This is a genomic window from Haloarcula sp. CBA1122 (assembly GCF_009741785.1).
GTDB classification, from domain to species: Archaea; Halobacteriota; Halobacteria; order Halobacteriales; family Haloarculaceae; genus Haloarcula; species Haloarcula hispanica.
In genome coordinates this window covers 1-20,133 of record NZ_WPCB01000059.1, presented here as the reverse complement: position 1 = coordinate 20,133, position 20,133 = coordinate 1, and the positions used below count along the sequence as shown (strand labels likewise).

The 20,133-nt window shown below is 63.3% G+C and carries 22 protein-coding genes and 1 pseudogene; 9 read left to right on the top strand and 14 right to left on the bottom strand.

The genetic code is table 11. From position 1 onward, the window contains the following. Both GJ630_RS17110 and cofD read right to left on the bottom strand, forming a co-directional pair. A pseudogene (locus GJ630_RS17110) lies at positions 1 to 334 on the bottom strand (dihydropyrimidine dehydrogenase); the annotation flags it as partial. After that, positions 334 to 1,326, bottom strand: coding sequence for a 2-phospho-L-lactate transferase (gene cofD, locus GJ630_RS17105; RefSeq protein ID WP_050037672.1), 993 nt, complete (start codon positions 1,324 to 1,326; stop codon positions 334 to 336). The gene cofD and the pseudogene GJ630_RS17110, both read right to left, overlap by 1 nt. A gap of 161 nt (positions 1,327 to 1,487) precedes the next feature. Here cofD and GJ630_RS17100 point away from each other — a divergent pair, with 161 nt between their 5' ends. Beyond that, the gene (locus GJ630_RS17100; RefSeq protein ID WP_023843156.1) at positions 1,488 to 2,027 is read left to right on the top strand and encodes a dual specificity protein phosphatase family protein; all 540 of its coding nucleotides are present in this window, start codon (positions 1,488 to 1,490) and stop codon (positions 2,025 to 2,027) included. A 16-nt stretch (positions 2,028 to 2,043) separates the two neighbouring features. On the opposite strand, the gene GJ630_RS17095 is transcribed toward GJ630_RS17100, so the two are convergent. The 5 genes from GJ630_RS17095 to GJ630_RS17075 all read right to left on the bottom strand — a co-directional run bounded on the left by GJ630_RS17095 (position 2,044) and on the right by GJ630_RS17075 (position 6,349). Then, positions 2,044 to 2,784: an ABC transporter permease gene (locus GJ630_RS17095; RefSeq protein ID WP_014039748.1), complete on the bottom strand. Its 741-nt coding sequence runs from the start codon at positions 2,782 to 2,784 to the stop codon at positions 2,044 to 2,046. Next, positions 2,781 to 3,722: an ABC transporter ATP-binding protein gene (locus GJ630_RS17090; RefSeq protein WP_050006910.1), complete on the bottom strand. Its 942-nt coding sequence runs from the start codon at positions 3,720 to 3,722 to the stop codon at positions 2,781 to 2,783. Before GJ630_RS17090 ends, GJ630_RS17095 begins: the two co-directional genes overlap by 4 nt. Positions 3,723 to 3,991: 269 nt before the next feature. Then, complete coding sequence (locus tag GJ630_RS17085) at positions 3,992 to 4,231, bottom strand: SelT/SelW/SelH family protein (protein ID WP_050006922.1); 240 nt, start codon at positions 4,229 to 4,231, stop codon at positions 3,992 to 3,994. Positions 4,232 to 4,262: 31 nt separating this feature from the next. Beyond that, positions 4,263 to 4,964, bottom strand: a complete 702-nt coding sequence (locus GJ630_RS17080; protein ID WP_050037668.1) for a hypothetical protein — start codon at positions 4,962 to 4,964, stop codon at positions 4,263 to 4,265. Next, positions 4,961 to 6,349: a heme o synthase gene (locus tag GJ630_RS17075; protein WP_050037667.1), complete on the bottom strand. Its 1,389-nt coding sequence runs from the start codon at positions 6,347 to 6,349 to the stop codon at positions 4,961 to 4,963. The genes GJ630_RS17080 and GJ630_RS17075 overlap by 4 nt, the downstream gene beginning before the upstream one ends. 142 nt (positions 6,350 to 6,491) lie before the next feature. On the opposite strand from GJ630_RS17075, the gene coxB reads away from it, so the two are divergent. Beyond that, positions 6,492 to 7,256: a cytochrome c oxidase subunit II gene (gene coxB, locus GJ630_RS17070; RefSeq protein ID WP_050037666.1), complete on the top strand. Its 765-nt coding sequence runs from the start codon at positions 6,492 to 6,494 to the stop codon at positions 7,254 to 7,256. An 889-nt stretch (positions 7,257 to 8,145) separates the two neighbouring features. On the opposite strand, the gene GJ630_RS17065 is transcribed toward coxB, so the two are convergent. After that, a complete protein-coding gene (locus GJ630_RS17065) occupies positions 8,146 to 8,916 on the bottom strand; it encodes a CAP domain-containing protein (RefSeq protein ID WP_014039742.1) in 771 nt (256 codons plus the stop codon). Positions 8,917 to 9,038: 122 nt separating this feature from the next. Here GJ630_RS17065 and srp19 point away from each other — a divergent pair, with 122 nt between their 5' ends. The 3 genes from srp19 to GJ630_RS17050 all read left to right on the top strand — a co-directional run bounded on the left by srp19 (position 9,039) and on the right by GJ630_RS17050 (position 10,729). Beyond that, a complete protein-coding gene (gene srp19, locus GJ630_RS17060; protein ID WP_004593581.1) occupies positions 9,039 to 9,317 on the top strand; it encodes a signal recognition particle subunit SRP19 in 279 nt (92 codons plus the stop codon). After that, positions 9,314 to 9,541: an H/ACA ribonucleoprotein complex subunit GAR1 gene (locus GJ630_RS17055; protein ID WP_050037665.1), complete on the top strand. Its 228-nt coding sequence runs from the start codon at positions 9,314 to 9,316 to the stop codon at positions 9,539 to 9,541. Before srp19 ends, GJ630_RS17055 begins: the two co-directional genes overlap by 4 nt. A gap of 75 nt (positions 9,542 to 9,616) precedes the next feature. Beyond that, a complete protein-coding gene (locus tag GJ630_RS17050; RefSeq protein WP_064288315.1) occupies positions 9,617 to 10,729 on the top strand; it encodes a presenilin family intramembrane aspartyl protease PSH in 1,113 nt (370 codons plus the stop codon). Positions 10,730 to 10,743: 14 nt separating this feature from the next. Here the strand turns inward: GJ630_RS17050 and GJ630_RS17045 are convergent, their stop codons facing one another. Continuing rightward, positions 10,744 to 11,751 (bottom strand): ornithine cyclodeaminase family protein, encoded by a 1,008-nt coding sequence (locus tag GJ630_RS17045; RefSeq protein ID WP_014039738.1) that lies wholly within the window; start codon positions 11,749 to 11,751, stop codon positions 10,744 to 10,746. Between the two features lie 107 nt (positions 11,752 to 11,858). Further along, positions 11,859 to 12,092: a hypothetical protein gene (locus GJ630_RS17040; RefSeq protein ID WP_014039737.1), complete on the bottom strand. Its 234-nt coding sequence runs from the start codon at positions 12,090 to 12,092 to the stop codon at positions 11,859 to 11,861. A 478-nt stretch (positions 12,093 to 12,570) separates the two neighbouring features. Here GJ630_RS17040 and GJ630_RS19690 point away from each other — a divergent pair, with 478 nt between their 5' ends. Continuing rightward, entirely contained in the window at positions 12,571 to 12,738 is a 168-nt protein-coding gene (locus GJ630_RS19690) for a hypothetical protein (RefSeq protein ID WP_014039736.1), read from the top strand. A gap of 35 nt (positions 12,739 to 12,773) precedes the next feature. Here GJ630_RS19690 and GJ630_RS17035 read toward each other — a convergent pair whose 3' ends face one another. After that, positions 12,774 to 13,187, bottom strand: coding sequence for a DUF3054 domain-containing protein (locus tag GJ630_RS17035; RefSeq protein WP_191450447.1), 414 nt, complete (start codon positions 13,185 to 13,187; stop codon positions 12,774 to 12,776). Between the two features lie 110 nt (positions 13,188 to 13,297). On the opposite strand from GJ630_RS17035, the gene GJ630_RS17030 reads away from it, so the two are divergent. Beyond that, the gene (locus tag GJ630_RS17030) at positions 13,298 to 13,855 is read left to right on the top strand and encodes a GNAT family N-acetyltransferase (RefSeq protein WP_064288313.1); all 558 of its coding nucleotides are present in this window, start codon (positions 13,298 to 13,300) and stop codon (positions 13,853 to 13,855) included. An 80-nt stretch (positions 13,856 to 13,935) separates the two neighbouring features. Continuing rightward, a complete protein-coding gene (fen, locus tag GJ630_RS17025; RefSeq protein WP_191450445.1) occupies positions 13,936 to 14,916 on the top strand; it encodes a flap endonuclease-1 in 981 nt (326 codons plus the stop codon). 58 nt (positions 14,917 to 14,974) lie between these two features. Here fen and GJ630_RS17020 read toward each other — a convergent pair whose 3' ends face one another. The 3 genes from GJ630_RS17020 to GJ630_RS17010 are packed head-to-tail and all read right to left on the bottom strand — an operon-like array spanning position 14,975 to position 18,122. Further along, a complete protein-coding gene (locus GJ630_RS17020; protein ID WP_050006913.1) occupies positions 14,975 to 16,114 on the bottom strand; it encodes an ABC transporter ATP-binding protein in 1,140 nt (379 codons plus the stop codon). A gap of 17 nt (positions 16,115 to 16,131) precedes the next feature. Further along, complete coding sequence (locus GJ630_RS17015; protein WP_014039731.1) at positions 16,132 to 17,061, bottom strand: carbohydrate ABC transporter permease; 930 nt, start codon at positions 17,059 to 17,061, stop codon at positions 16,132 to 16,134. Next, entirely contained in the window at positions 17,058 to 18,122 is a 1,065-nt protein-coding gene (locus GJ630_RS17010; protein ID WP_014039730.1) for a carbohydrate ABC transporter permease, read from the bottom strand. Before GJ630_RS17010 ends, GJ630_RS17015 begins: the two co-directional genes overlap by 4 nt. Before the next feature lie 566 nt (positions 18,123 to 18,688). On the opposite strand from GJ630_RS17010, the gene GJ630_RS17005 reads away from it, so the two are divergent. Continuing rightward, positions 18,689 to 20,095, top strand: coding sequence for a class II fumarate hydratase (locus tag GJ630_RS17005; RefSeq protein WP_191450443.1), 1,407 nt, complete (start codon positions 18,689 to 18,691; stop codon positions 20,093 to 20,095). Positions 20,096 to 20,133: the final 38 nt, after the last annotated feature.

The following is a 20,133-nucleotide window of genomic DNA, read 5'->3' as shown; positions in this document are numbered from 1 at the left end:
CGACAGTGGGCGTTGATCTCGATGATGGCGTCGTGGCGCTGACAGACGGCGGCGACACGCTCGACGGGGCCAAGCGTCGCGCTCCGGACGTGAACGCCGGGCGCAGTGGTGCGTCCGCAAGCGCGCCGAGCTGGTCGTCGACGAACGCGACCGGGTCATCGGGCAGGAACTCGGAGCGGTCGCGGTCCGTCATCGCTCGGGCGGCCTCGCGGGTCCGGTCGTCGAGCGCGATACCGCCGAGGAACGCACACCCGACGTGGGACTCGACCGTGCGGGCCCACGACGCGTCGGCCTCGCCGCTCAGACTCGCGAGGGCGAGTCGCGGCTCGAACATCAGGCCACCTCCGAGAGAGCTGTTTCGACGGCACGGTTCACCCGTTCAGCGTCGGCCGCGTCGTCGAGGGTCGTATCGGTTCTGACGACCGGCACGTCGAGCAGCGTGGAATCGTCGTCGTCCAGTACGAACGCGTCAGCGAAGGGGTACGCCTCGGCCACGCCGCCAGTGCTGGGCTCCAGCCCGACGCCGGCCATCAGGTCCGCCGCCGGCCCGGAAAACACCGTGTCCTCGATGAACGGCGAGACGGCGACGACCGTTGTCTCGTGTAGCGCCTGCTCGAACTCATCGATGGCGAGCATCGGCCCGAGCGAGGTCACGGGGTTCGACGGGCCGATGACAACCGTATCGTCAAGTGCGGTCAGGACGGCATCCGTCGCGCTGGCCCGTTCTGCGCCCCTGAACTCAACATCTTCGACCGGCGGCTCCCCGTTCCGACCGACCCACCACTCCTGAAAGTGCATCGGACCGCTCGGCGTGTGGATGATGGAAGCGACCGGGTCGTCGCTCATCGGTAACAGTGTCCGGTCCAACCCGAACGCGTCGGCGAGCGTCCGCGTCACGGCTGTGAGTGATTGGCCCTCGTCTAGGAGCGAGGTGCGCGTGACGTGGACCGCGCGGTCCCGGTCGCCGATGTGCATGAACTCCGCAACGCCGGAGAAGCGGCGCCAGCGGGCAATACTTCGGCCCTCAGTCTGCGCGTCGTCGGGGAGGTATCGAGGACCACTATCCAGCCCGGCGGCGTCGGCGAGCCGCGTCAGTTCACTGTGTGTCTCGGCGGTGTCGTCGGCGATACCCCACCAGGTCTCCCGGTCGAGGACCTCACCGTCGAGAAACAGGACGGTATCGAGGTCCGGGCACACGAGATGGCCTCCCAGTTCGATATCGTCGCCGGTGTTGGCGACGACAGTCGTCGCCGCCGGCGAAAACACGTCGTCGGCACCGGCGAGGAGCTTCGGCGTTCCCGTCCCGCCGGCGAGAAACGTCACCATGTCTCGACGTAGGGGGAACTGACAGTATAAACGTGGCCACTGAAACTGGTCGGAGCTGGAAAGCAGTCTGGCGGAGACAGTGTTCTATTCAGAGAATCACAGCTGAGAATTGGGTGGGTAGAGTGAAGGGTATCGGTAGGATAGGCAGGGTAACGGGTGCTATGCCCATCGTGAATCCACACCGCTTCGCGCCTGCAGCCTCCAACGAAGAGTACGTCTACGGGTCCTGTGCGCCGGGCTGGCATTCGGCCGCCACGCATCAGGACGCTCTCGACGATTGGATCGCACATATGCAGGCACACGACATCGAGCGGGTCTGCTGTCTGCTTCCCGGACAACAGCTCGACGACGCTGGGGCCAACATCCAGCGCTATCGGGAGGCCTTCGGAGCGTCATCAGTCCGCCACGTACCGGTTCCCGACCACCAACTCATCCCCCAAGACCGCCTCCACGACGATATTCTGCCGTTCCTGGTTGACGCCTGTGAGACAGAAGAGCGGGTCGTCGTTCATTGCCTGGCCGGCATCGGCCGCACCGGACAGGTACTCGCCGCGTGGCTGGTGTATCATTACGACTACGGCCCCGACCGCGCCATCGAAACTGTCCAAGAGATGGGCCGTGACCCGCAAGACGCTATCGAATCGGGGAACGCGACTGAAGCGGAGCTGTCCAGTCTGCTGTCGTCGGTCGCACGCTTGTAAAAGGCCCCGTCGGTGCTCAGTCCGTCCGCGGGAGGAGCCGCGCGCCGACGGCAAAGCCGACGACGGCACAGACTGTGAGAACGGCGAGTGGGGCGAGTGCTTCACCGGTTCCGGTTGTCGCCGCACGGACGCCACGCGAGAAGTACGTCAGCGGCGAGAGCCAGGTCGGGAGCCACGCGGGCAGGAGGGTCTGTGGGACGAACGTCTCCGAGAGGAAGAGCAGCGGGAGCGCGAGGCCGTTGCTCGCCGCGATGACGCCGTCCTGTGAGTCCGCAAGGCTGCCCAGCATCGCACCGACGGCACAGAACAGCGCGACGCCGAGGCCGACAAAGGGGAGTAGGAGCACAGAGGGGCGGATGGTCGCGCCGGTCAGCCACACCATCATGCCGAGTATGATGAGGCCGGCGATGCCGATGATGACGACGTTGACGAGCGTCTGAGCGAGCAGCCACTCAGTTCGGGTCAGCGGCGTCGTCGCCAGTTTCTCGAAGCGGTTGCCGTCCCGATGCCGCGCCACCTCGCTACCGACGCGGGAGAGTGGCGTAAACAGGACGACGACGGCCAGATAGCCCGGCGCGTAGAAGCTCGGCGGTTCCGTGAACAGGCCGCCGCCGCCAGGCTGGGTCTGGACCAGCACACCGAAGATGACGACGATGATGACCGGGAAAAAGAACGTGAAGAAGACGGCCGTCCGTCGCCGGAGGAAAGCCAGCGACGCCGCGCGCGTCTCCGATGCGAGTCGCCCCAGTCGGCTCATTGGACACCACCTGCCGCCGGCTCTGTCCGGCGCGGTTCACCGCGCTGGCCGACAGCCGTTCCGGTGAGTTCGAGGTACACGTCCTCTAAGTCAGGCTGTTTCCAGGTGAGGCTGTCGTACTCGATGCCCGCCTGGCCCAGTTGCTCGGTGATGTTGCCGATGGACTCCGGGCGGATGCCGTAGACGACCAGCCGGCCGTTCCGGATCGCTGTCTCCGCCGGGTAGTCGATGGCTGAAACGGCGGCCTCGTCGAAGGTTCCGTCGACGATGAGTTGGCTGTCGCCGCCGTGTTCGGCCACGAGCTGGTCCGGCGAGTCGAGTGCGATGAGTGTCCCGTCGGCGAGGAGGCCGACGCGGTCCGCGAGCCGCTGGGCCTCCTCCATGTAGTGGGTCGTGACGAGTATCGTCACGCCGCGGTCGGCAAGCCCCTCCAGCAGTCGCCAGAGGTCACGCCGACCGGCCGGGTCGATGCCGGTGGTCGGTTCGTCCAGCACAAGGAGGTCCGGGTCGTTGATGAGCGCCGTCGCGACGCAGGCCCGTCGCTGCTGGCCACCCGAGAGGTTCTCGTATGTCGTGCTGGCAGTGTCGGTCAGACCGACATCGTCAAGGACGGCTTCGACATCGCGAGTGTCATCGTACAGACCGGCGTAGTATTCCAGCAGCTCCCGCGCGGTCAGCCGCTCGTGGGGCGAAAACGACTGTGGCAGCAGACCGATTCGGTCGCGGGCGACCGTTCTGGGCGACTGGCCGAACAGCCGAACCTCGCCGGTCGCGTCTGTCGTTCCGGTCAACGCCCGTACCAGCGTTGTCTTGCCAGCCCCGTTGGGACCGACCAGCGCGAGCACCTCTCCGGTGGTTGCCGTCAGCGAAACGCTGTCGAGTGCAACCGTATCGCCGTAGCGCCGCCCGACATCCGACGCGACCAGTACCTCGTCCATGCGCCCTCGTCCGGTCGGGTGGCCGAAAGCAGTTCCGTTCTCGCGCGACTATCGGCTACACGTTACGGCCACATCTCAGACAGACGGCCGGAAGCCACGGCTTGTCCGTGACGACTGGTTGGGTGTCTTCGCAGTGATCACAGAACTCAGTTTTCGTCGCCATTTGCCGAATATGTCACGGCAGAACAATAAATAGGTTGTTGTGCGGTAGATCTTCGCAAACCGATGGCAGCTCCGGCACGGGATTCCACTGACATCACGATACCCTGTTACATGACGTGCGACCGGACCTCGCGTACGATAGCGTCCACGTCGAACTCCTCACTGGCCTCGGCTTTGTCGTAGACGGTCTCGTCGTCGACACTGATTCTGAACACGCCGTGGTCGCCCATGACGAGCCGAACGCTGTCGAGTTCCCGCTCCAGTCCGGATAAAATCGCCTGCTGAACATCTACTGCTCGCTCGCGGAACCCACACGGGACGCAGTATTCGATTTCGACAGAGCTCATACCGGCTTTCACGGCTGTCTGCGTGAAAGCTCTATGGTCGGTCGACCAGCGTTCGGAGCCGACCGACGAGCGTCACGTCAAAGCGGTGGACGCCGTACAGCAGTCCGACCGAGGTGATGAACACTACCGTCGAGAGGCCGTACGACTGGGACAGTGCCGCCTGTGACAGCGTCGCCCCGACGCCGACGAACCCGCCCAGTATCGACGCGATAATCGGGAGGACACAGGAGACACACGAAAAGAGGCCGACGATGCCGCCCACTGCGCCGCCACTTGCATCGACAGCAGTCACGAACACCAGGTACGAAAGCGCCAGATAGCCGGCGATCTTCCACGGGATGAGCACCACGCTCAGGGTTGCGCCGCTGAACACGACCGTCGGCGAGAACCCGGGCGGGGCTTGTGTGACCAGCCGGAGGCCAGTTCCCTGACCGCCTGTGCCGTACACGCCGCCGACGTACCCCAGCACGAGCAGGTAGCCCAGGGCGAGAACCGCACTGCCGAGTGTTCGCCGGCGGCTTGTCAGTTCTGGGCGTACCCGCAGGACAACGAGACCGGCGATGTTGAGCCAGATGAACGGGAACAGCAGCAGGAACGGGTCCGTTGCGGGTTGGGCCGTGTTGAGGACGTAGCCCAGAACGAGGATGGCCTCCGCGTTCAATACGGCTGCCCAGGTCACCAGCGAGCGTGTGTCCGGGATTACATCCCTGAAGGTTGCTGTCGTGGTACTCATAGTGCGAGTGCATCAACAACGATGGCGATCAGGACCGCCCCGAGGTAGGCGTTCGACGCGTGGAACGCCCGGAACGCCGCCGCTTCGGTCTGCTCGCGGTGGAGCAGGATGACGGCCCAGAGGAACACTGCACCCAGCAACACCGACGTGACGGCGTACAGCCAGCCAAGCGGCGTGAGCACGCCCAGAACACCTGCTGCGATGAGCGTCGCCCCGAGATAGTAGACGATGTGCTTGCGCGTCTCGGTCTCGCCGCGGACGACCGGCATCATCGGGAAGCCGCCCGCCTCGTAGTCATCCTTGTACGCGAGCGCGAGATTGTAGAAGTGCGCTGGCGTCCAGAGGAAGATGACGACGGCGAGGACGATTCCCGGGAGGCCGACCGACCCGTCAGCGGCGACCCAGCCGATGAGCGCCGGCAGCGCGCCGGCGGCCCCGCCGATGACGGTGTTCTGGACGGTGTTGGGCTTCAGTACGAGCGTGTAGATGACGCTGTAGAACACAATCGCGGTCAATCCGAGGACCGCTACGAGTGCGTTCACCTGCCAGAACAGCCACAGCGAGGCGAGCGACAGGAGCAGGCCGAAAGTCAGTGCGTTCCGGACCGGAACCTGATGGGTCGCAATGGGACGGTCCGAGGTCCGGTCCATGCGCTTGTCGATGTCCCGTTCGAGAACGTGGTTGAACGTCCCCGACGCGCCGATAGAGAGGACGCCACCCCCGAGCGTGAGCAACACCGTCCGAACAGTGAGCGTCTGCCCGGCGGCGAGTGCCATCCCGGCCGCGGCGACCAGACACAGGAGCCACATCAGCCGGGGCTTCATCAGGCGGAAGTACGCTGATGCGGTCTCGACGATGCGCTCGCGGGTGGAAAGCGTCGGCGACCGTGCCGGACCGTCGTCGGCTGGCTCCGGCGCGAGTGTCGGGTTCTTCACGGGGGTCTCGTCATCACTGCCCGTCTCAGCTTCGAGGTGCCACGCCAGAGCCAGCACGAACGAGCCGAAGATGCCCATCCCCAGAGCGAGGTGGGCGCCGGGGAGCGCCGTCTCGGTGCTCGTCGCGACGACGGCACCGAGCGCTATCTGGACCGGGTACAGCGCGGTGCCGAGGAGGATAGCTGCCTTGACGCGGCCGCGACAGCTGGATCGGAGCCCGATAACGGCCACAGCCACCACGAAGAGTCCGACGGCGGCTGCGACGAGTCGGTGTCCCCAGGCGACCAGCAGGGCCGTGTTCGTCACGTCGACCGGTCCGTCACACAGCGGCCATGTAGTACAGGCTGCTGCCGCATCGGTGAGCGTTGTCGTCGCGCCGGCGAGAACTAGCAAGTACACGCCGACGGCGGTCGCGGCGAGCAGCCCGGTGAAGGTCCGGCTCTCTGCCATTATTGTATCCTTCGATGCTGGCCACTTAGACCTCGCGATTCCGCTGTCTCCGTCCGGAGCCGTTCCGCTGCCCTATCGCTACAAATCGGGAGCCTGCGGCGAAGACAGCAGTTATTTATCCCCGAAATCCTAAGCCGCATCCATGACCCGGAAACGCGCCGGTCTGGTCGCTCTGTTCGGTGCTGCGTTGCTCGCGCTCGCCGCCGAGCCGGCCGCCGCCGCACAGATTCAGGACTCGACGACGGATAGCCTCATCTGGGGGCTGAACATGAACCTCCTGTACGTCGCTCTCCCGATTACGGTCCTCGTCGAAGGGATTCTGATCTACACTGTCTGGCGGTTCCGTAATCAGGAAGAGGCGCTTCCCACGCAGGAGAACCGCCGACTCGAAGTCACCTGGACCATCGCGACGGCGATCATTCTCCTGTTCGTCGGGGTCGCCTCCTACCAGGTGATGGCGAGCCCGTACGTCACCGCCGAGGCCGGTGACCAGGCCGAACTACAGGAACAGGACACTGAACTCATTACCGTCGAAGCCCAGCGGTACGGCTGGACGTTCTACTACAACGAATCGAGTTGGGATGGCGAGGCGGAGGTGACCACCACGACGAACATGAAGATACCGGCTAATCAGGACGTATCCTTGCGGGTTACGTCGACTGACTGGCTACACGCGTTCCACGTTCCCGGACTTGGACTGAAATCCGACGCGTTCCCCGGCCAGTACAACCGTCTCCGAACCAACGCGGGTAACACCGGTACGTACCAGCTCTACTGTGCCGAGTACTGTGGCTCTGGTCACTCACAGATGCTCGGGACCGTTGAGGTCGTCCCGCAGGACGAGTACGAGGACTGGCTGGCAGAGCAAAAGAGCGGCGGCGACGACTCCGAAGGCAGCGACAAGTAGCGCGGTAACTGGGCGTCTTTTCCCTTCGAGAACTGCCGGGTTACGGAAGATTATTCTCAGCCAGCAGATCACGAATTTCCGGCAGGGTGAATGGGAGTCACGGTCAGATTGAAGTACCGCGCTGAAGCGGCCTGTCAGTCCGTTACTGAACGACCCATCTTTCAGTCACTTCGCCACTCGAATCAACTGTCAGGTTCAGGCTTTGGTGGCTGCTAACCCTATCACTGAATGCGTGCTTGCCGTCGATATATAATCTGATTCCACAGACCTCAGCGTCCGCCTCGCGGTTGATCCGGACTGATTCGCCTGGTTGAACTGAAAACTCCTTGTTCTGACAGGTGGCAGTTAGCACAACGTCGCCCGAAAAATCACCTGCGACTTGGACTGCCACGAGTTTCGATCCGGCACACATCGACGGCCAACATTCCGGTGTCGATACATCGGAAGGCGGCGTCCCGGTTTCAGTGGCAGTGTCGTTCGGCGTTTCTGTCGCCTTCGGTGCTGAAGAGTTGTTTTCGGTAGTACCGTCAAAATTCCACTCAACACAACCGGAGAGAGAGCTGGAAAGTGCTGAGATTGAGAGGAACTGTCGGCGATGCATGATAGCTGGTGAGACCGGTTGTGTAAGGGTCTTGTGAGGGGCAGGAGAACAGCCACTGGTTTAGCCACGCTATGAGGGGCAGCAGCATGCCGGGGAACGCTATAGACGGATTGAGTACTGCCACCAGCGATTCCCCGACCACAGAGAACAACGAGACAGCGACGGCGCTGCTTGCATTTGGACGAAAAGCGTAGAATCTGAACAGAGAGAGGACGGTGGCAGCAAGACAGCACTCACGAGCAGCCCGGTGGTCAGAACAATTGCCGCGTCGGTCGTCCAGTCCGACCGCTATCCGCAGATGTTGGCAGTCGCGTACACGTTGCCGGTATCGGTTATCTCCACGCCGATGCCGACGAGATTAGCGTTGCGGAGCGTGAGCCGTTCGCGGTAGTCCGGCCACGCCATCCAGTCGTCGACGATCTTTCTGGCGACTTCCTTGTCGGTGGCGTGGAACCGCTCTTTGCCGTCCTCTTCGTACGTTTGTCCGGCGACTGTCTGCTCAACCGCCTCGAACCGGTTTCGGTCCGGTTGCTCTATGTACTCACCCTCCGCAGAGTCGAACGTACACCGGTCATAGAGCCCGGTGTTTTCGTATCGGTCTTTGCTGGAGACACCGTCGATCTTGTGGATCGCCTGCCCTTCGACGGCCATCTGCTCGCTGTGGCCCTTTGCCATCTCGTTCAGATCCTCTTCGGTCCGGAGTCCCGACTCGAACGCTGGGACACCTGCAGCCTTGCGTTCCTCGTTGAGGAACTGCCGGACGTAGTCGGAGACGTTCTGTTCATTGAACTTCCGTGCCGGGATCGACTCCTGTTTCGGGGTCGCAGTCTCGGCCGGTGTCGCCGTCCCGTTTGCTCCTGGCGTCGGTGTTGGCGTAGTACTATTGCCCGCCGTCGCCGTCGTCGTTGAGCCACCGCTACCGTCGTCGCTCTGTGAGTCAGTTGTCTGTGTCGTCGTATCCGCTGTCCCGCCCGCAAACTGTGCTCCGACAAGCACTCCCGTCCCCAAGACCACGAGGAGCACCACGGCGGCGATAGCGAGTAACCCTTTCTTTACCATATACGACGGATAGATTACAGAGGTATGTAAGCTTGATTCTTCATATACTTCATCTGATTTTCATTTCGTCTACTGTCGCCGGTGACGATAACCCATATATGCCACGGGCGGCCACTGCCGGTATGGTCGAGAACGTTATCTGGCCGGCGGCACTCGACGCCAACCGTTCGCGCAGCGACGGGCGTCGCGTGTCACTGGATCTGGCCGTCGAGGACCCGACTGTCGACGAGATCGCTAAAGCCGTCCAGCAGGTCGGTTACGACGCGGTCATCGAGCGGGACAAGACGTATCCACGCGAGTACGAAGCCCGCGGGCGAGTCGTCGTCAAGGACGCGGACGACGCGACGAAAAGCGACCTGCTCGGGGCTGTGGCGGCCTACATGCAGGCGCTACGTGAATGAAACGCATCGGCACTGTCTCGCGGGTCGCACAGGGACTGGCCGTCGTCCGGGCACCCGACGACGAGTACGCGTCCGTGGGAACCGACGTGGTCAACGAGGAACTCCAGACGGTTGGCTCCGTCGTCGACGTGTTCGGTCCGGTCGAGCGCCCGTATCTCGCTGTCTCGCCGAACGACAGCGTGCATCTCCCAGCGCTGGTCGGCACAGTCCTGTACGCGCGGTAAGAGCCCTCCGAACCGCCGACGTCTGTCAACATCTGCTTCGTAACGCTCAAACCGGTTCCTGCAGGACGTGTGTGCATGGAGCGACGGTGGCGAATCCTCGGCGGTTGTGGCCTTATCGCTGGTATCTTCCTGTTCGTCCAACTCGGCGCGCTGGCGCTGGTCCAGCCCTTCGAATCGGCTGGGTACCAGGCCGTCGAAGACCCGTCTGACCCCACGAACAGCCTCATGTACGTCGGGGCGATTCTGGTCGCAACGGCAGTTATGTTGCTTGCCTTCCGCTACGACGTTGACCAGCTCATTCGCGGGCTCATCGTCTTCTCGTCGGCCTGGCTCTCCCTGTACGTGTTTCAGGTGCTGGTCCCGCCGGTGCTCACGTACGCCGGCCTCAACGTCGTTGCCGTCCTGTTGGCGCTGGGCCTGGGGACGGCACTGCTGGTCTATCCCGAGTGGTACGTCATCGACGCCGCCGGTGCGGTGATGGGTGCTGCCGCAGCCGGCCTGTTTGGCATCAGTTTCGGGGTGTTGCCAGCGCTCGTCCTGCTGACTGTACTCGCCGTGTACGATGCGATCAGCGTCTACGGGACTGAGCACATGCTCACGCTGGCCTCGGGCGTCATGGACCTCAAGGTCCCCGTCGTCCTCGTGATCCCGATGACGCTGTCGTACTCCTATCTCGACGCAACGGCGGCGGATTCGGTAGCAGAAGACGAGACTGACGACGACGCAACGGCGGCGGACGACGCGGCCGAGGAGCCGGCGACCACAGAACACGGAGCCGACGCGGACGGTCCGGCGGTTGCGGATGGGAGCCAGCCGGCGGAGCGTCCCGACGAAGCGACAGAGACTGGCAAAGCAGACGAAACTGCTGACGTTCACGCCGACCCGCTAGAGCGCGACGCGCTGTTTATCGGGCTCGGTGACGCCATCATCCCGTCGATACTCGTCGCCAGCGCCGCCTTTTTTGCCTCGTCGGACGTACTGTCAGTGTTCGGCGTCCCGTTGCCGGCGCTGACCGCGATGCTCGGGTCCTACGTCGGCCTGGCGATACTACTGTGGATGGTGCTGAAGGGGCGCGCACACGCAGGACTCCCGCTCTTGAACGGTGGAACCATCGCCGGCTACATCGTCGGCGCACTCGCCGCCGGTATTAGTCTGATAGACGCCCTCGGTCTCGGCCCGTACCTCTAATTCTCCTGCAGCCGCTACCGTCCGGTCAGGGCCTTGCTCGCGGGCGCGAAATCGATCTCCTCACCCCGGCCTTCTGCCTTCGCCCGCTCGTACAGCATGTGGCCCGCGGCGACGGTTTCGATGGCTGTGCCGCCGGAGTCGAAGACTGTAATCTCCTCGGGTGACTGCCGCCCGGGCGCGTTGCCGGCGACGATATCACCTAGCTCGGCGTGGACGTGGTCCTCGTCAATGACGCCCGCATCGAGGGCGTTAATGAACGACCCGGCGTCCTGTGTCACCCGCTCGCGCAAGTCCGGAACGTACGTGGCGCGTTCGATCGTCGTCGCGTCCAGTTCGTTCTTCTCGGGGTGGTACTGGCCCATCGCGGTTACGTGAGTTCCCGGCTCGAGTAGATCGCCGTCGAACACCGGTTCGCTCGCGCTGGTCGCCGTGATAACGACATCGGCCCCCTCGATTGCTGCGGCCGGGGACGCGACAGCAGCCACTGTCGGGTCCAGCGCGTCGTTCATCTCCGCGGCGAAGGACTCGCGGCTACTGGCCGTCGGGGAGTACACCTCGATGCGGTCGAAATCTCGGACTGTCGCCGTCGCACGGACCTGGCCGCGAGCCTGTGCGCCACTGCCGATGACTGCGAGGTCGCTGGCGTCCCGACGGGCCAGTGCGTCGACACCGACCGCCCCGGCCGCGCCAGTCTTGTGGGGGTTCATGCTTGCACCGTCGAGGACAGCAAGCGGGTCACCGCTGTCGGCGTCGAAAATCGGGAGCGTGAAGTGTGCATCTTGCCCGCTGAAACCGGCTGCGTAGGTGTACCCGCCCATCGCACCGGTGTCGGGGAGAATCGCGAGATAGCCCGTCAACATTCCCGCGGGCTCGTCCGAGAACAGCGTTGTTCTGGGAGTCGCCGGGGCACCTTCGCCACGCTGGCGATACCCCTCTCTGACGGCGTCGACGTACTCGGTGGGTTCAGCGAGGTCAGCTACTTCGTCGCTCTGCAGGAACAGCGCTGTCGCATCTGTCGTCATACTCCGTCGTTTGGGCGACCGACTCTTATACTGCCCGGCGGTGCCAATCTGTACGACCGGTTACGGATATCTATCGAAAACGGGAGAGTAGACGGACAGGAAAGCGCCTAGTCCGCAGTCTGTAGCGGGTCCGACTGCGGGCTCTGTTGGGTCGACGTGTCGTTTGGAACCGGGTCGACGGGGGCACGGACGAACATCGCGTGGCCGATGAGGCCGACTGTTACGACAGAGGCCAGCGGAATCGCCGTCGTCAGTTCGAAGCCGACAACGAACAGAGAGGCGGTGATGCCGGCCATGGCGAGCGGAATGAGTCCAAGAATGATGTCGTAATATCCCGTCATAAGTATGAATCAGTCTACGATAGCGGAGTATATGAATGTTTCCCTAAAATACGGGATAATACACTCAATGGCCCCTGAGAATTTATTCAGTACCCGCTGAGTAACAAACTCATAAGTTATGAGTTGGATTTTGGGGAAAGATTAATATATGCCTATTCTTGTGGACGGTTCACAATATAAGGGCGGGGACGACCTGTTGTTGCTGGCCCGCAGCCGTACGCAGGATATGATATTTCACCACAAAGCTGGAATGCGGTGTTTGCCGGCCGGGATGCGATGTCTGCTGTGACGGTTATCTGTTTCTCGGGATAGAGCCCACCGACTCACCTGTTTTCAGAATTTGAGAACTGGATTAGGTGATTCATCGTGTGGTAATGCCCCCTATTTTCTCCGATGATAACTGGGTCCATGTGCTTATTAGGTACGCCAAGATACGTTGAATCGGAGAAAAACGGAACGCCGATTCCCAAACGAGACAATGAGCACGAACGCAACGGACAACACGACGGACGCCGCGACCGACGAGCAAGAACGACGATACGCAGAACTGAACATCGGCGACGAAGAGTTCGTAATCTACGACCGGGAGAACCACCAGGCATGGATTCAGTCGACAGAATCGCTCGAAGTCGCCGACCTGCGATAGTCCGTCAGCGACACCGCAGCTCTGTTACAGGCCGCTTATTTTGCGACTGCAATCGCACCGCGCCAGCACAGCAACAGTGTGCCACCGACGAGCACGGAGACGAGCGCGAACGTCACTGCCGCATTGCCGGGGAACACCGACGTCGAACGGAGCCCCTGCGCGATACCGACTGCCAGTACCCACCCCACGATAGTGCGGCCGAGAGCCGCCCGCACCGTTCCGGTCGCCGCGGCGGTGTACAGCCCTCCGAGTCCGGCGACGAGGAGCCAGCCGACGTAAAATGGCGTCAGCGTCCCAGCGAATCGAGCCGGGCTCAGTATCGGATTGATGCCGTGGGTCAGCTCACCGATACCGACGAACAGGGCAATCGCCAGCAGGTCGCCGACGGCCACCAGCGCCGTCCGGGCGGACAGTTCGATACGACCGTTCCCCACCGTCGAGACGCTCATACAGGTAGTTCCGGCTCCGGGCACTTCGCTCTCCCGGATTCGACGACGGCGGTTGATGCCTTAAAACAGGGACCAGCACTGATTACAGTGGGCGGCCCCAGTGTCGGTGTATGGAGTTCACGCTGCTCGGCTGGCCCGAGGACGGCCACCGGCTCCGGCTAGATCACGAGCAGTTCGCGTACGCGGGCAAGTTCGTGATGACCTCGACCGGGAAGGCCGTCGTCGGGGACGATGGCGTGGTGGCCGCGGCCGCGTTCGACGCCGACCGGACCGACCCCGACACGCTCTGTGTCCGGTATATCACCGTTCGGCAGGACCGGCAGGGCGACCGGCTCGGTGCCCGCCTCCTCCGGTTCGTTCGGGACCGCGCTACGGAGCGGGACTTCGAGCGCGTGTCCATCGGCGTCAACAATCCGTTTTCCTACCAGGCCGCCTACCGGGCCGGGTTTTGCTTCAGCGGCGCGGAGTCGGGGATGGCCGAACTTGACCTCGTCTGGCCGGGCGACCGCAGTACCGAACGGTATCAGGCCGGTCTGGACCTGTTTCGGGAGCGCGATCTCTCGCCAGAGGAAGAGTCGTTTCTCGCGGCGAAGGCCGACGCCGACCCGCCGTCGGTCCTCGACGACTGGGCCGAACCGCCGTCCGGACGGACAACCACATCAGGCTGATCGGCCCGATCGAGTCGACTGGCCTGTAGAGTCGTCCCATCTCCGAGAGATTCAAGCGGCTGTCGGCCAAAGGCCTGCCAATGGGAAACGCTGATTTACGGTCGCTCGCGGCGCTGTCGGACGTGTCGTTCGGCGACCTCGGCGGGAGCGTCGTCGCCGTAGACGCCCACAACTGGCTCTATCGCTATCTGACGACGACGGTGAAGTTCACCAGCGAGTCGAAGTACACCACCAGTGACGGCGAGGAAGTGGCGAACCTCATCGGCGTCATCCAGGGGCTACCGAAGTTCTTTGAACACGACCTCACGCCGGTGTTCGTCTTCGACGGCGCGGTCACGGACCTCAAAGACGACGAGGTCGAGAAACGCCGCGAGCAACGCGAGAAGTACGAGTCCGAACTGGAGGTAGCCCGGGAAGCGGGTGACAGCACCCGCGTCGCCAAGCTTGACTCCCGCACGCAGCGGCTGACCGATACCATCGTCGACACGACGCGGGACCTGCTGGAACTGCTCGACGTACCTATCGTCGACGCCCCCGCTGAAGGCGAAGGGCAGGCGTCGGTGATGGCCCGGCGGGGCGACGTGGACTACGTCGGGACGGAGGACTATGACGCGCTCCTGTTCGGTGCGCCGATGACGCTCCGCCAGATTACGTCGAAGGGCGACCCCGAGCTGATGGACTTCGAGGCGACACTCGAACAGCACGACCTCACCTGGGAGCAACTGGTCGACGCCGCCATCCTGATGGGGACGGACTTCAACGAGGGGATCTCCGGCATCGGTCCCAAGACCGCCGTGACGGAACTCCACGAGCATGGCGACCTCTACGCCGTTCTCGAAGCCCGGGACGAACACATCGACCACGCCGACCGCATCCGGAGCCTGTTTCTCGACCCCGAAGTCACCAACGACTACGAGATTCCGGACAGCATCGAGCCGGACGTCGACGCCGCCCGCGCGTTCGTCACCGATAAGTGGGAGGTCGACGCCGACGAGGTCGCTCGCGGGTTCGAGCGCATCGACGAGTCGGTCGTCCAGACGGGGCTAGACCGCTGGGCGTGACAGCGAAAACCCACGACTGACCAATAGCGCACTAAAAACGACCGCGGACGATTTCAGCTCAGACGACCGACTCGACCGTTTCGATCTCGTCGAGCGTGCGGTTCCGGATGGCTTCACCGCTGGCCGTGTCGAAGAGGTGAATCGCGTTCTCGGGGAACCGGACTTTGACGCGCTGTCCAGCCTTGAGCTGTTTCATGCCGCCGACCGTCGCGATGAACTGGTCGTCCATCGACTCGTCGAACTGCAGGTGGGCCGTGTTCTCGTTCCCGCGTGGCTCGACGACGTTGACCGTGGAATCGAACACGTTCGGGCCGGTGTCAGTCTGGACGAACTCGATGTCTTCGGGTCTGATGCCGAGCGTGATGTCGGTCGTCCCCTCGACTTCGGCGACCGTCTCGTCGCTGAGTTCGTACTCGAACCACTCGCCCCGTAGCGTCGACCCCTCCAGAGTCGTCGGGAAGAAGTTCATCGACGGCTCGCCGATGAAGCCGGCGACGAAGAGGTTGTTCGGCTCGTGGTAACACTCGAGCGGCGTCGCACACTGCTGGAGGACGCCGTCGTTGAGAATGGCGATACGGTCGCTCATCGTCATCGCCTCCGTCTGGTCGTGGGTGACGTAGACAGTGGTGACGTCGAGATCCTGCTGGAGCTCCTGGAGTTCCGTCCGCATCTCCGCTTTGAGCTTCGCGTCGAGGTTCGCCAGCGGCTCGTCCATCAGGAACACTTCGGGGTCCCGGACGATAGCGCGGCCGAGCGCCACGCGCTGTTGCTGGCCGCCGGAGAGTTCGCCGGGCTTGCGGTCGATGAGTTCGAAGATGTCCATGTCCTTGCACGCCTTCTCGACGCGCTCGTTGATCTCGTCGTCGGGCATGTCCGTCGATTCCTCCAGCCCGAACGCCATGTTCTCCCGCACGGTCATGTGCGGGTACAGGGCGTAGGACTGGAACACCATCGCCACGTTCCGGCGGGCCGGCGGCTGGTCGTTGATTATCTGGCCGTCCAGCCGGATCTCGCCGCGCGTGATGTCTTCGAGCCCAGCGATCATCCGCAGGGTCGTCGATTTCCCACAGCCCGATGGGCCGACGACACAGAGGAACTCGCCGTCCTCGATGTCGACCGATACCTCGTCAACTGCGATGATTTCGCCGTCGTCGTCTTGGAACGTCTTCGTTACCTCGTCCAGTGTGAGTTGTGCCATTGTGAATACCTCCGTAATTACTCTCCAGCGACGCCTTTCGCGAACTGTTCGCCGAACACGATGTAGACGAGCAGCGTCGGCAGTGCTGCGACGATGGCGCCCGCCATCGTGGTGTTGAACGACTGGACGACCCCGCCAGTGAGCGCCGCGAGGCGCTGGGTCGCCACCTGCGAGGCCGGCTCGTTGATGAGCACCAGCGCAAACAGCAGGTCGTTGTACACCTGCGTGAACTGGTAGATGAGCGTCACCGCGAACATCGGCAGCGATAGCGGGAGGATGATGTTGCGGTAGATGCTGAACGCGCTCGCGCCGTCGAGGCGAGCGGCCTCGATCATCTCCTCGGAGATGCTCTGGTAGTACGACCGGAACAGCAACGTACAGATCGGAATCCCGTACGCAGCGTGGGTCACCGACAGCTGCAGCAACTGCACGTAGCCGTTACGGCTCGGATACTGCCAACTGCCGCCCGTAATAAAGCCGAAGAGAGTGTTGACGAAACCCTCGACTAGTCCGGGGAACACCTGGAACCAGAACTGTGCCAGCGGGACCAGCACGGCCTGGTAGGGGATGAAGATGCCCGCGATGATGAGAACGACCACGCCGACCTGGCCGCGCCAGCTAATCGTCGTCAGTCCGTACGCGGTCAGGCTTCCAAGCAGCGCAGACATAATCGTCGCCGGGATCGCCATCAACAGCGAGTTTATAAGTCCCGGCCGGAGCGTGTTCCAGGCGGTGCTGAGCGCTTCAAGCGTGAAGCCGTCAGTGCCCGGCGGCGCGAACGGGAGCGTCCGGGCGAACGCGCTCTCGGTCTTGAACATCGTCATCACGGCCGTCTCTACCGGGAAGAGGTAGAAGGCGATACCCGCCAGCAGGAGGGCATACAGGCCGATACGACTGTTCTCTGTACTGCGGAGTTCGTCGATGAAATTGCCGCCTCTGATACTCATAGTTCACCCCGTCGGTATTCGCTGTAGAGGTACGGGCCGATGACCAGCAGCGCGAGGGCAAACAGCACGATAGCGACGGCTGACCCGTACGCCCACTGGAGGCTGTCGAACGCGACCCGATACATCATCGTCGCCAGAATGTCCATGTTCGCCCCCGGCTGTGAGCCACGGAGCGCGTAGATGAAGTCGAACGCCTTCAGCGCGAACACCATCAGCACCACCGACGCGGACACCGCGGAGGCACGGAGTTGCGGGATGATTACCCGCGCATACATCCGAACCGTCGACGCACCGTCGACCCGCGCGGCCTCGTAGTGTTCGGTCGGAATTGCTCGAAGGCCGGCGAGGAAGACGACCATCGCGTAGCCGCTGAACTGCCAGATGAGCGCGAAGATGACCGCCGCCAAGGCGGTCGTGTTCCAGGAGAGCCACTGAATGACCTCGGCGTTGACCCCGGCCGGGCGGAGTAGTCCCACGATGGCACCTTCGAGATTGAACACTCGGAGGAGCTGATTGAGCACGCCGTTGCGGGCGTTGTACACCCACGCCCACATCGTCGCTGTGACGACGAACGAGAGGCTCATTGGGAGCAGGTATATCGTTCGGAACGTGTTCTCGAAGCGTATCTGCTGGTCGATGAGGATGGCCACGAACAGGCCAAGCGCCAGACAGAGAACGGTGAACACGACGAGTAACACCACCGTGTTCTGTGCTGCCTGCCAGAACGCCCCGTCGTTCAGCATACGGCTGTACATACTGAGGTCGAAGGTCTCGTACTGTGCACCGCCGAGGCCGTTGTAATCGGTCAGCGACAGGAGGAAGTTCCAGGCGATAGCGCCGTAGACGAAAAAGCCCGCAAACAGGACTGGTGGGAGCCAGAACGGGGCGGATTCGACGAGTTCCCACTCGACCGGCAGTGAGTTCCGGAGCGAGTCGCCCCGGGTCGTCTTCACGGTCGCCCCCCCGTCTGTTGCCAGTTGGTCGCCGTCCGATTCGTCTCTCGATACCGCCGACCGGAGCCTACCCCCGGTGGCGAGGAGTCTACTGAGTATCTCGCGCATGGTTGTTCAGTGGTTCGCCGACGTGAGTTCGCCGTCCATCGTCCCGACGGATGTGTCGTCAGTCACACAGTCTCGCCAGCCAGCACGCGCGGAACCACGCGACCCGGCCAGCCTGTCGCACCAACACAGGCTAGCAGGCGGCGTGGGAACGCACGGTGACGGGTGTGCCATCCCGTCGTCGTGCCGAGCGGGCGAGCGGTTGCAACGCGGCGGGTACACCGGCTGCGAGCGTTCGCGATGTGTCACGTCCGTCGGTGTCCCATCGGGCCCCGACAGCCGACGACGGCAGCGACACACCGCCGTCACCGGACATTGTGGGGGCATCAGTCATGAACGTCTCTGTGGCGTCGAACTCATGGTAAGTGGAGAGAGATTCTACTTAATATTTCCGAATGATAATACACGTTTATCCAGGTCACGGGTTCTGAGCCCTACGGTCTCCGCTGTCCGACCGGGGACCCGTGGTGCGCAGTGAGCGACTGTCCCGGCAGCCCCAGGCCTGTGCCGAGTGGTGTCCCGACTCGTACCGGTGGGTTTTACGACCGGGCGGACCACCCCCCGGACGTATGACCGACGAGTACCGGACAGAGCAGGACAGTCTGGGTGAAATGCAGGTGCCAGCCGACGCGTACTGGGGCGCACAGACGCAACGCGCCGTCGAGAACTTCCCGATCAGCGACGTGACTTTCGGGCGGCGGTTCATCCGAGCGCTCGGCGTCGTCAAGAAGGCGGCCGCGCAGGCGAACCGCGACCTCGGAACGATACCGGAAGATAAGGCGGATTGTATCGTCGAGGCCGCCGACGAGGTCATCGCTGGCGAACACGACGACCAGTTCCCCGTCGACGTGTTCCAGACCGGGTCAGGCACGTCCTCGAACATGAACGCCAACGAGGTCATCTCCAACCGCGCCACGGAGCTGTACGGCGGCGACATCGGGACCCGCGAGATCCACCCGAACGACCACGTCAACTTCGGTCAGTCCAGCAACGACGTGATTCCGACGGCGATGCACGTCGCCTCGCTGGAGGCCGTCGAGAAGGACGTGATTCCCGGCCTGAAGACGCTTCGCGACGAACTCGAAGCCAAGGAAGACGAGTTCGAGAACGTCGTCAAGACCGGTCGAACCCACCTCCAGGACGCGACCCCGGTGACGCTGGGCCAGGAGTTCGGCGGCTACCGCACGCAGGTCGAGAAGGGAATCTCCCGGGTGCAGGACACGCACGGTCGCCTCGCCGAACTCGCCCTCGGCGGAACCGCGGTCGGGACCGGCCTGAACACTCATCCCGAGTTCCCGGCGAAAGCGGCGGCGTACATCAGCGAGGAAACCGGCCTGGAGTTCCGCGAGGCCGACAACCACTTCGAGGTCCAGGCCGCCCACGACGCGATGTCCGAGGCCCACGGTGCGCTCCGGACGGTCGCCGGCTCGCTGAACAAGATCGCCAACGACCTCCGACTGCTCGCGTCCGGGCCCCGCAACGGCCTCGGCGAGATCGACCAGCCGGAGAACCAGCCCGGCTCCTCGATCATGCCCGGGAAGATCAACCCCGTTGTCGCCGAGGCGGTCAATCAGGTCCACAAGCAGGTCGTCGGCAACGACGCCGCCGTCTCGGCCGGCGCTGCCGAGGGCCAGATCGACCTGAACCTCTACAAGCCCGTGCTGGCTTCGAACTTCCTGCAGTCGGCCAAGCTCATCGCCAACAGCAGCGCGGTGTTCGGCGAGAAGTTCGTCGCCAAACTGGAGGCCGACGCCGAGCACTGCGCCGAACGCGTCGAGCAGAGCATGGCGCTGGCGACGGCGCTCAACCCCGCCATCGGCTACGACAAGGCGAGCAAGGTCGCGAAGAAGGCGCTTGCTGATGAAAAGACCATCCGCGAGGTCGTCCTCGAAGAGGGCTACCTCGACGAGGACGAGGTCGACGACGTGCTCGACCCCGAGAAGATGACGAAGCGCGGTATCCTCGGCGACGAGTAGCGAGGGGCGCGAACGGAGTGAGCGGCCCTCGTACCGGA

What these genes read in the sequence shown, in the direction of transcription:
- GJ630_RS19690 (WP_014039736.1), top strand. Translation starts at nt 12,571, where the DNA reads ATGAGCACGAACGCAACGGACAACACGACGGACGCCGCGACCGACGAG.
- GJ630_RS17030 (WP_064288313.1), top strand. Translation starts at nt 13,298, where the DNA reads ATGGAGTTCACGCTGCTCGGCTGGCCCGAGGACGGCCACCGGCTCCGG.
- GJ630_RS17055 (WP_050037665.1), top strand. Translation starts at nt 9,314, where the DNA reads ATGAAACGCATCGGCACTGTCTCGCGGGTCGCACAGGGACTGGCCGTC.
- coxB (WP_050037666.1), top strand. Translation starts at nt 6,492, where the DNA reads ATGACCCGGAAACGCGCCGGTCTGGTCGCTCTGTTCGGTGCTGCGTTG.
- srp19 (WP_004593581.1), top strand. Translation starts at nt 9,039, where the DNA reads ATGGTCGAGAACGTTATCTGGCCGGCGGCACTCGACGCCAACCGTTCG.
- GJ630_RS17090 (WP_050006910.1), bottom strand. Translation starts at nt 3,722, where the DNA reads ATGGACGAGGTACTGGTCGCGTCGGATGTCGGGCGGCGCTACGGCGAT.
- GJ630_RS17050 (WP_064288315.1), top strand. Translation starts at nt 9,617, where the DNA reads ATGGAGCGACGGTGGCGAATCCTCGGCGGTTGTGGCCTTATCGCTGGT.
- cofD (WP_050037672.1), bottom strand. Translation starts at nt 1,326, where the DNA reads ATGGTGACGTTTCTCGCCGGCGGGACGGGAACGCCGAAGCTCCTCGCC.
- GJ630_RS17020 (WP_050006913.1), bottom strand. Translation starts at nt 16,114, where the DNA reads ATGGCACAACTCACACTGGACGAGGTAACGAAGACGTTCCAAGACGAC.
- GJ630_RS17035 (WP_191450447.1), bottom strand. Translation starts at nt 13,187, where the DNA reads ATGAGCGTCTCGACGGTGGGGAACGGTCGTATCGAACTGTCCGCCCGG.
- GJ630_RS17080 (WP_050037668.1), bottom strand. Translation starts at nt 4,964, where the DNA reads ATGAGTACCACGACAGCAACCTTCAGGGATGTAATCCCGGACACACGC.
- GJ630_RS17045 (WP_014039738.1), bottom strand. Translation starts at nt 11,751, where the DNA reads ATGACGACAGATGCGACAGCGCTGTTCCTGCAGAGCGACGAAGTAGCT.
- GJ630_RS17005 (WP_191450443.1), top strand. Translation starts at nt 18,689, where the DNA reads ATGACCGACGAGTACCGGACAGAGCAGGACAGTCTGGGTGAAATGCAG.
- GJ630_RS17065 (WP_014039742.1), bottom strand. Translation starts at nt 8,916, where the DNA reads ATGGTAAAGAAAGGGTTACTCGCTATCGCCGCCGTGGTGCTCCTCGTG.
- GJ630_RS17015 (WP_014039731.1), bottom strand. Translation starts at nt 17,061, where the DNA reads ATGAGTATCAGAGGCGGCAATTTCATCGACGAACTCCGCAGTACAGAG.
- GJ630_RS17095 (WP_014039748.1), bottom strand. Translation starts at nt 2,784, where the DNA reads ATGAGCCGACTGGGGCGACTCGCATCGGAGACGCGCGCGGCGTCGCTG.
- GJ630_RS17100 (WP_023843156.1), top strand. Translation starts at nt 1,488, where the DNA reads ATGCCCATCGTGAATCCACACCGCTTCGCGCCTGCAGCCTCCAACGAA.
- GJ630_RS17010 (WP_014039730.1), bottom strand. Translation starts at nt 18,122, where the DNA reads ATGCGCGAGATACTCAGTAGACTCCTCGCCACCGGGGGTAGGCTCCGG.
- GJ630_RS17085 (WP_050006922.1), bottom strand. Translation starts at nt 4,231, where the DNA reads ATGAGCTCTGTCGAAATCGAATACTGCGTCCCGTGTGGGTTCCGCGAG.
- GJ630_RS17075 (WP_050037667.1), bottom strand. Translation starts at nt 6,349, where the DNA reads ATGGCAGAGAGCCGGACCTTCACCGGGCTGCTCGCCGCGACCGCCGTC.
- GJ630_RS17040 (WP_014039737.1), bottom strand. Translation starts at nt 12,092, where the DNA reads ATGACGGGATATTACGACATCATTCTTGGACTCATTCCGCTCGCCATG.
- fen (WP_191450445.1), top strand. Translation starts at nt 13,936, where the DNA reads ATGGGAAACGCTGATTTACGGTCGCTCGCGGCGCTGTCGGACGTGTCG.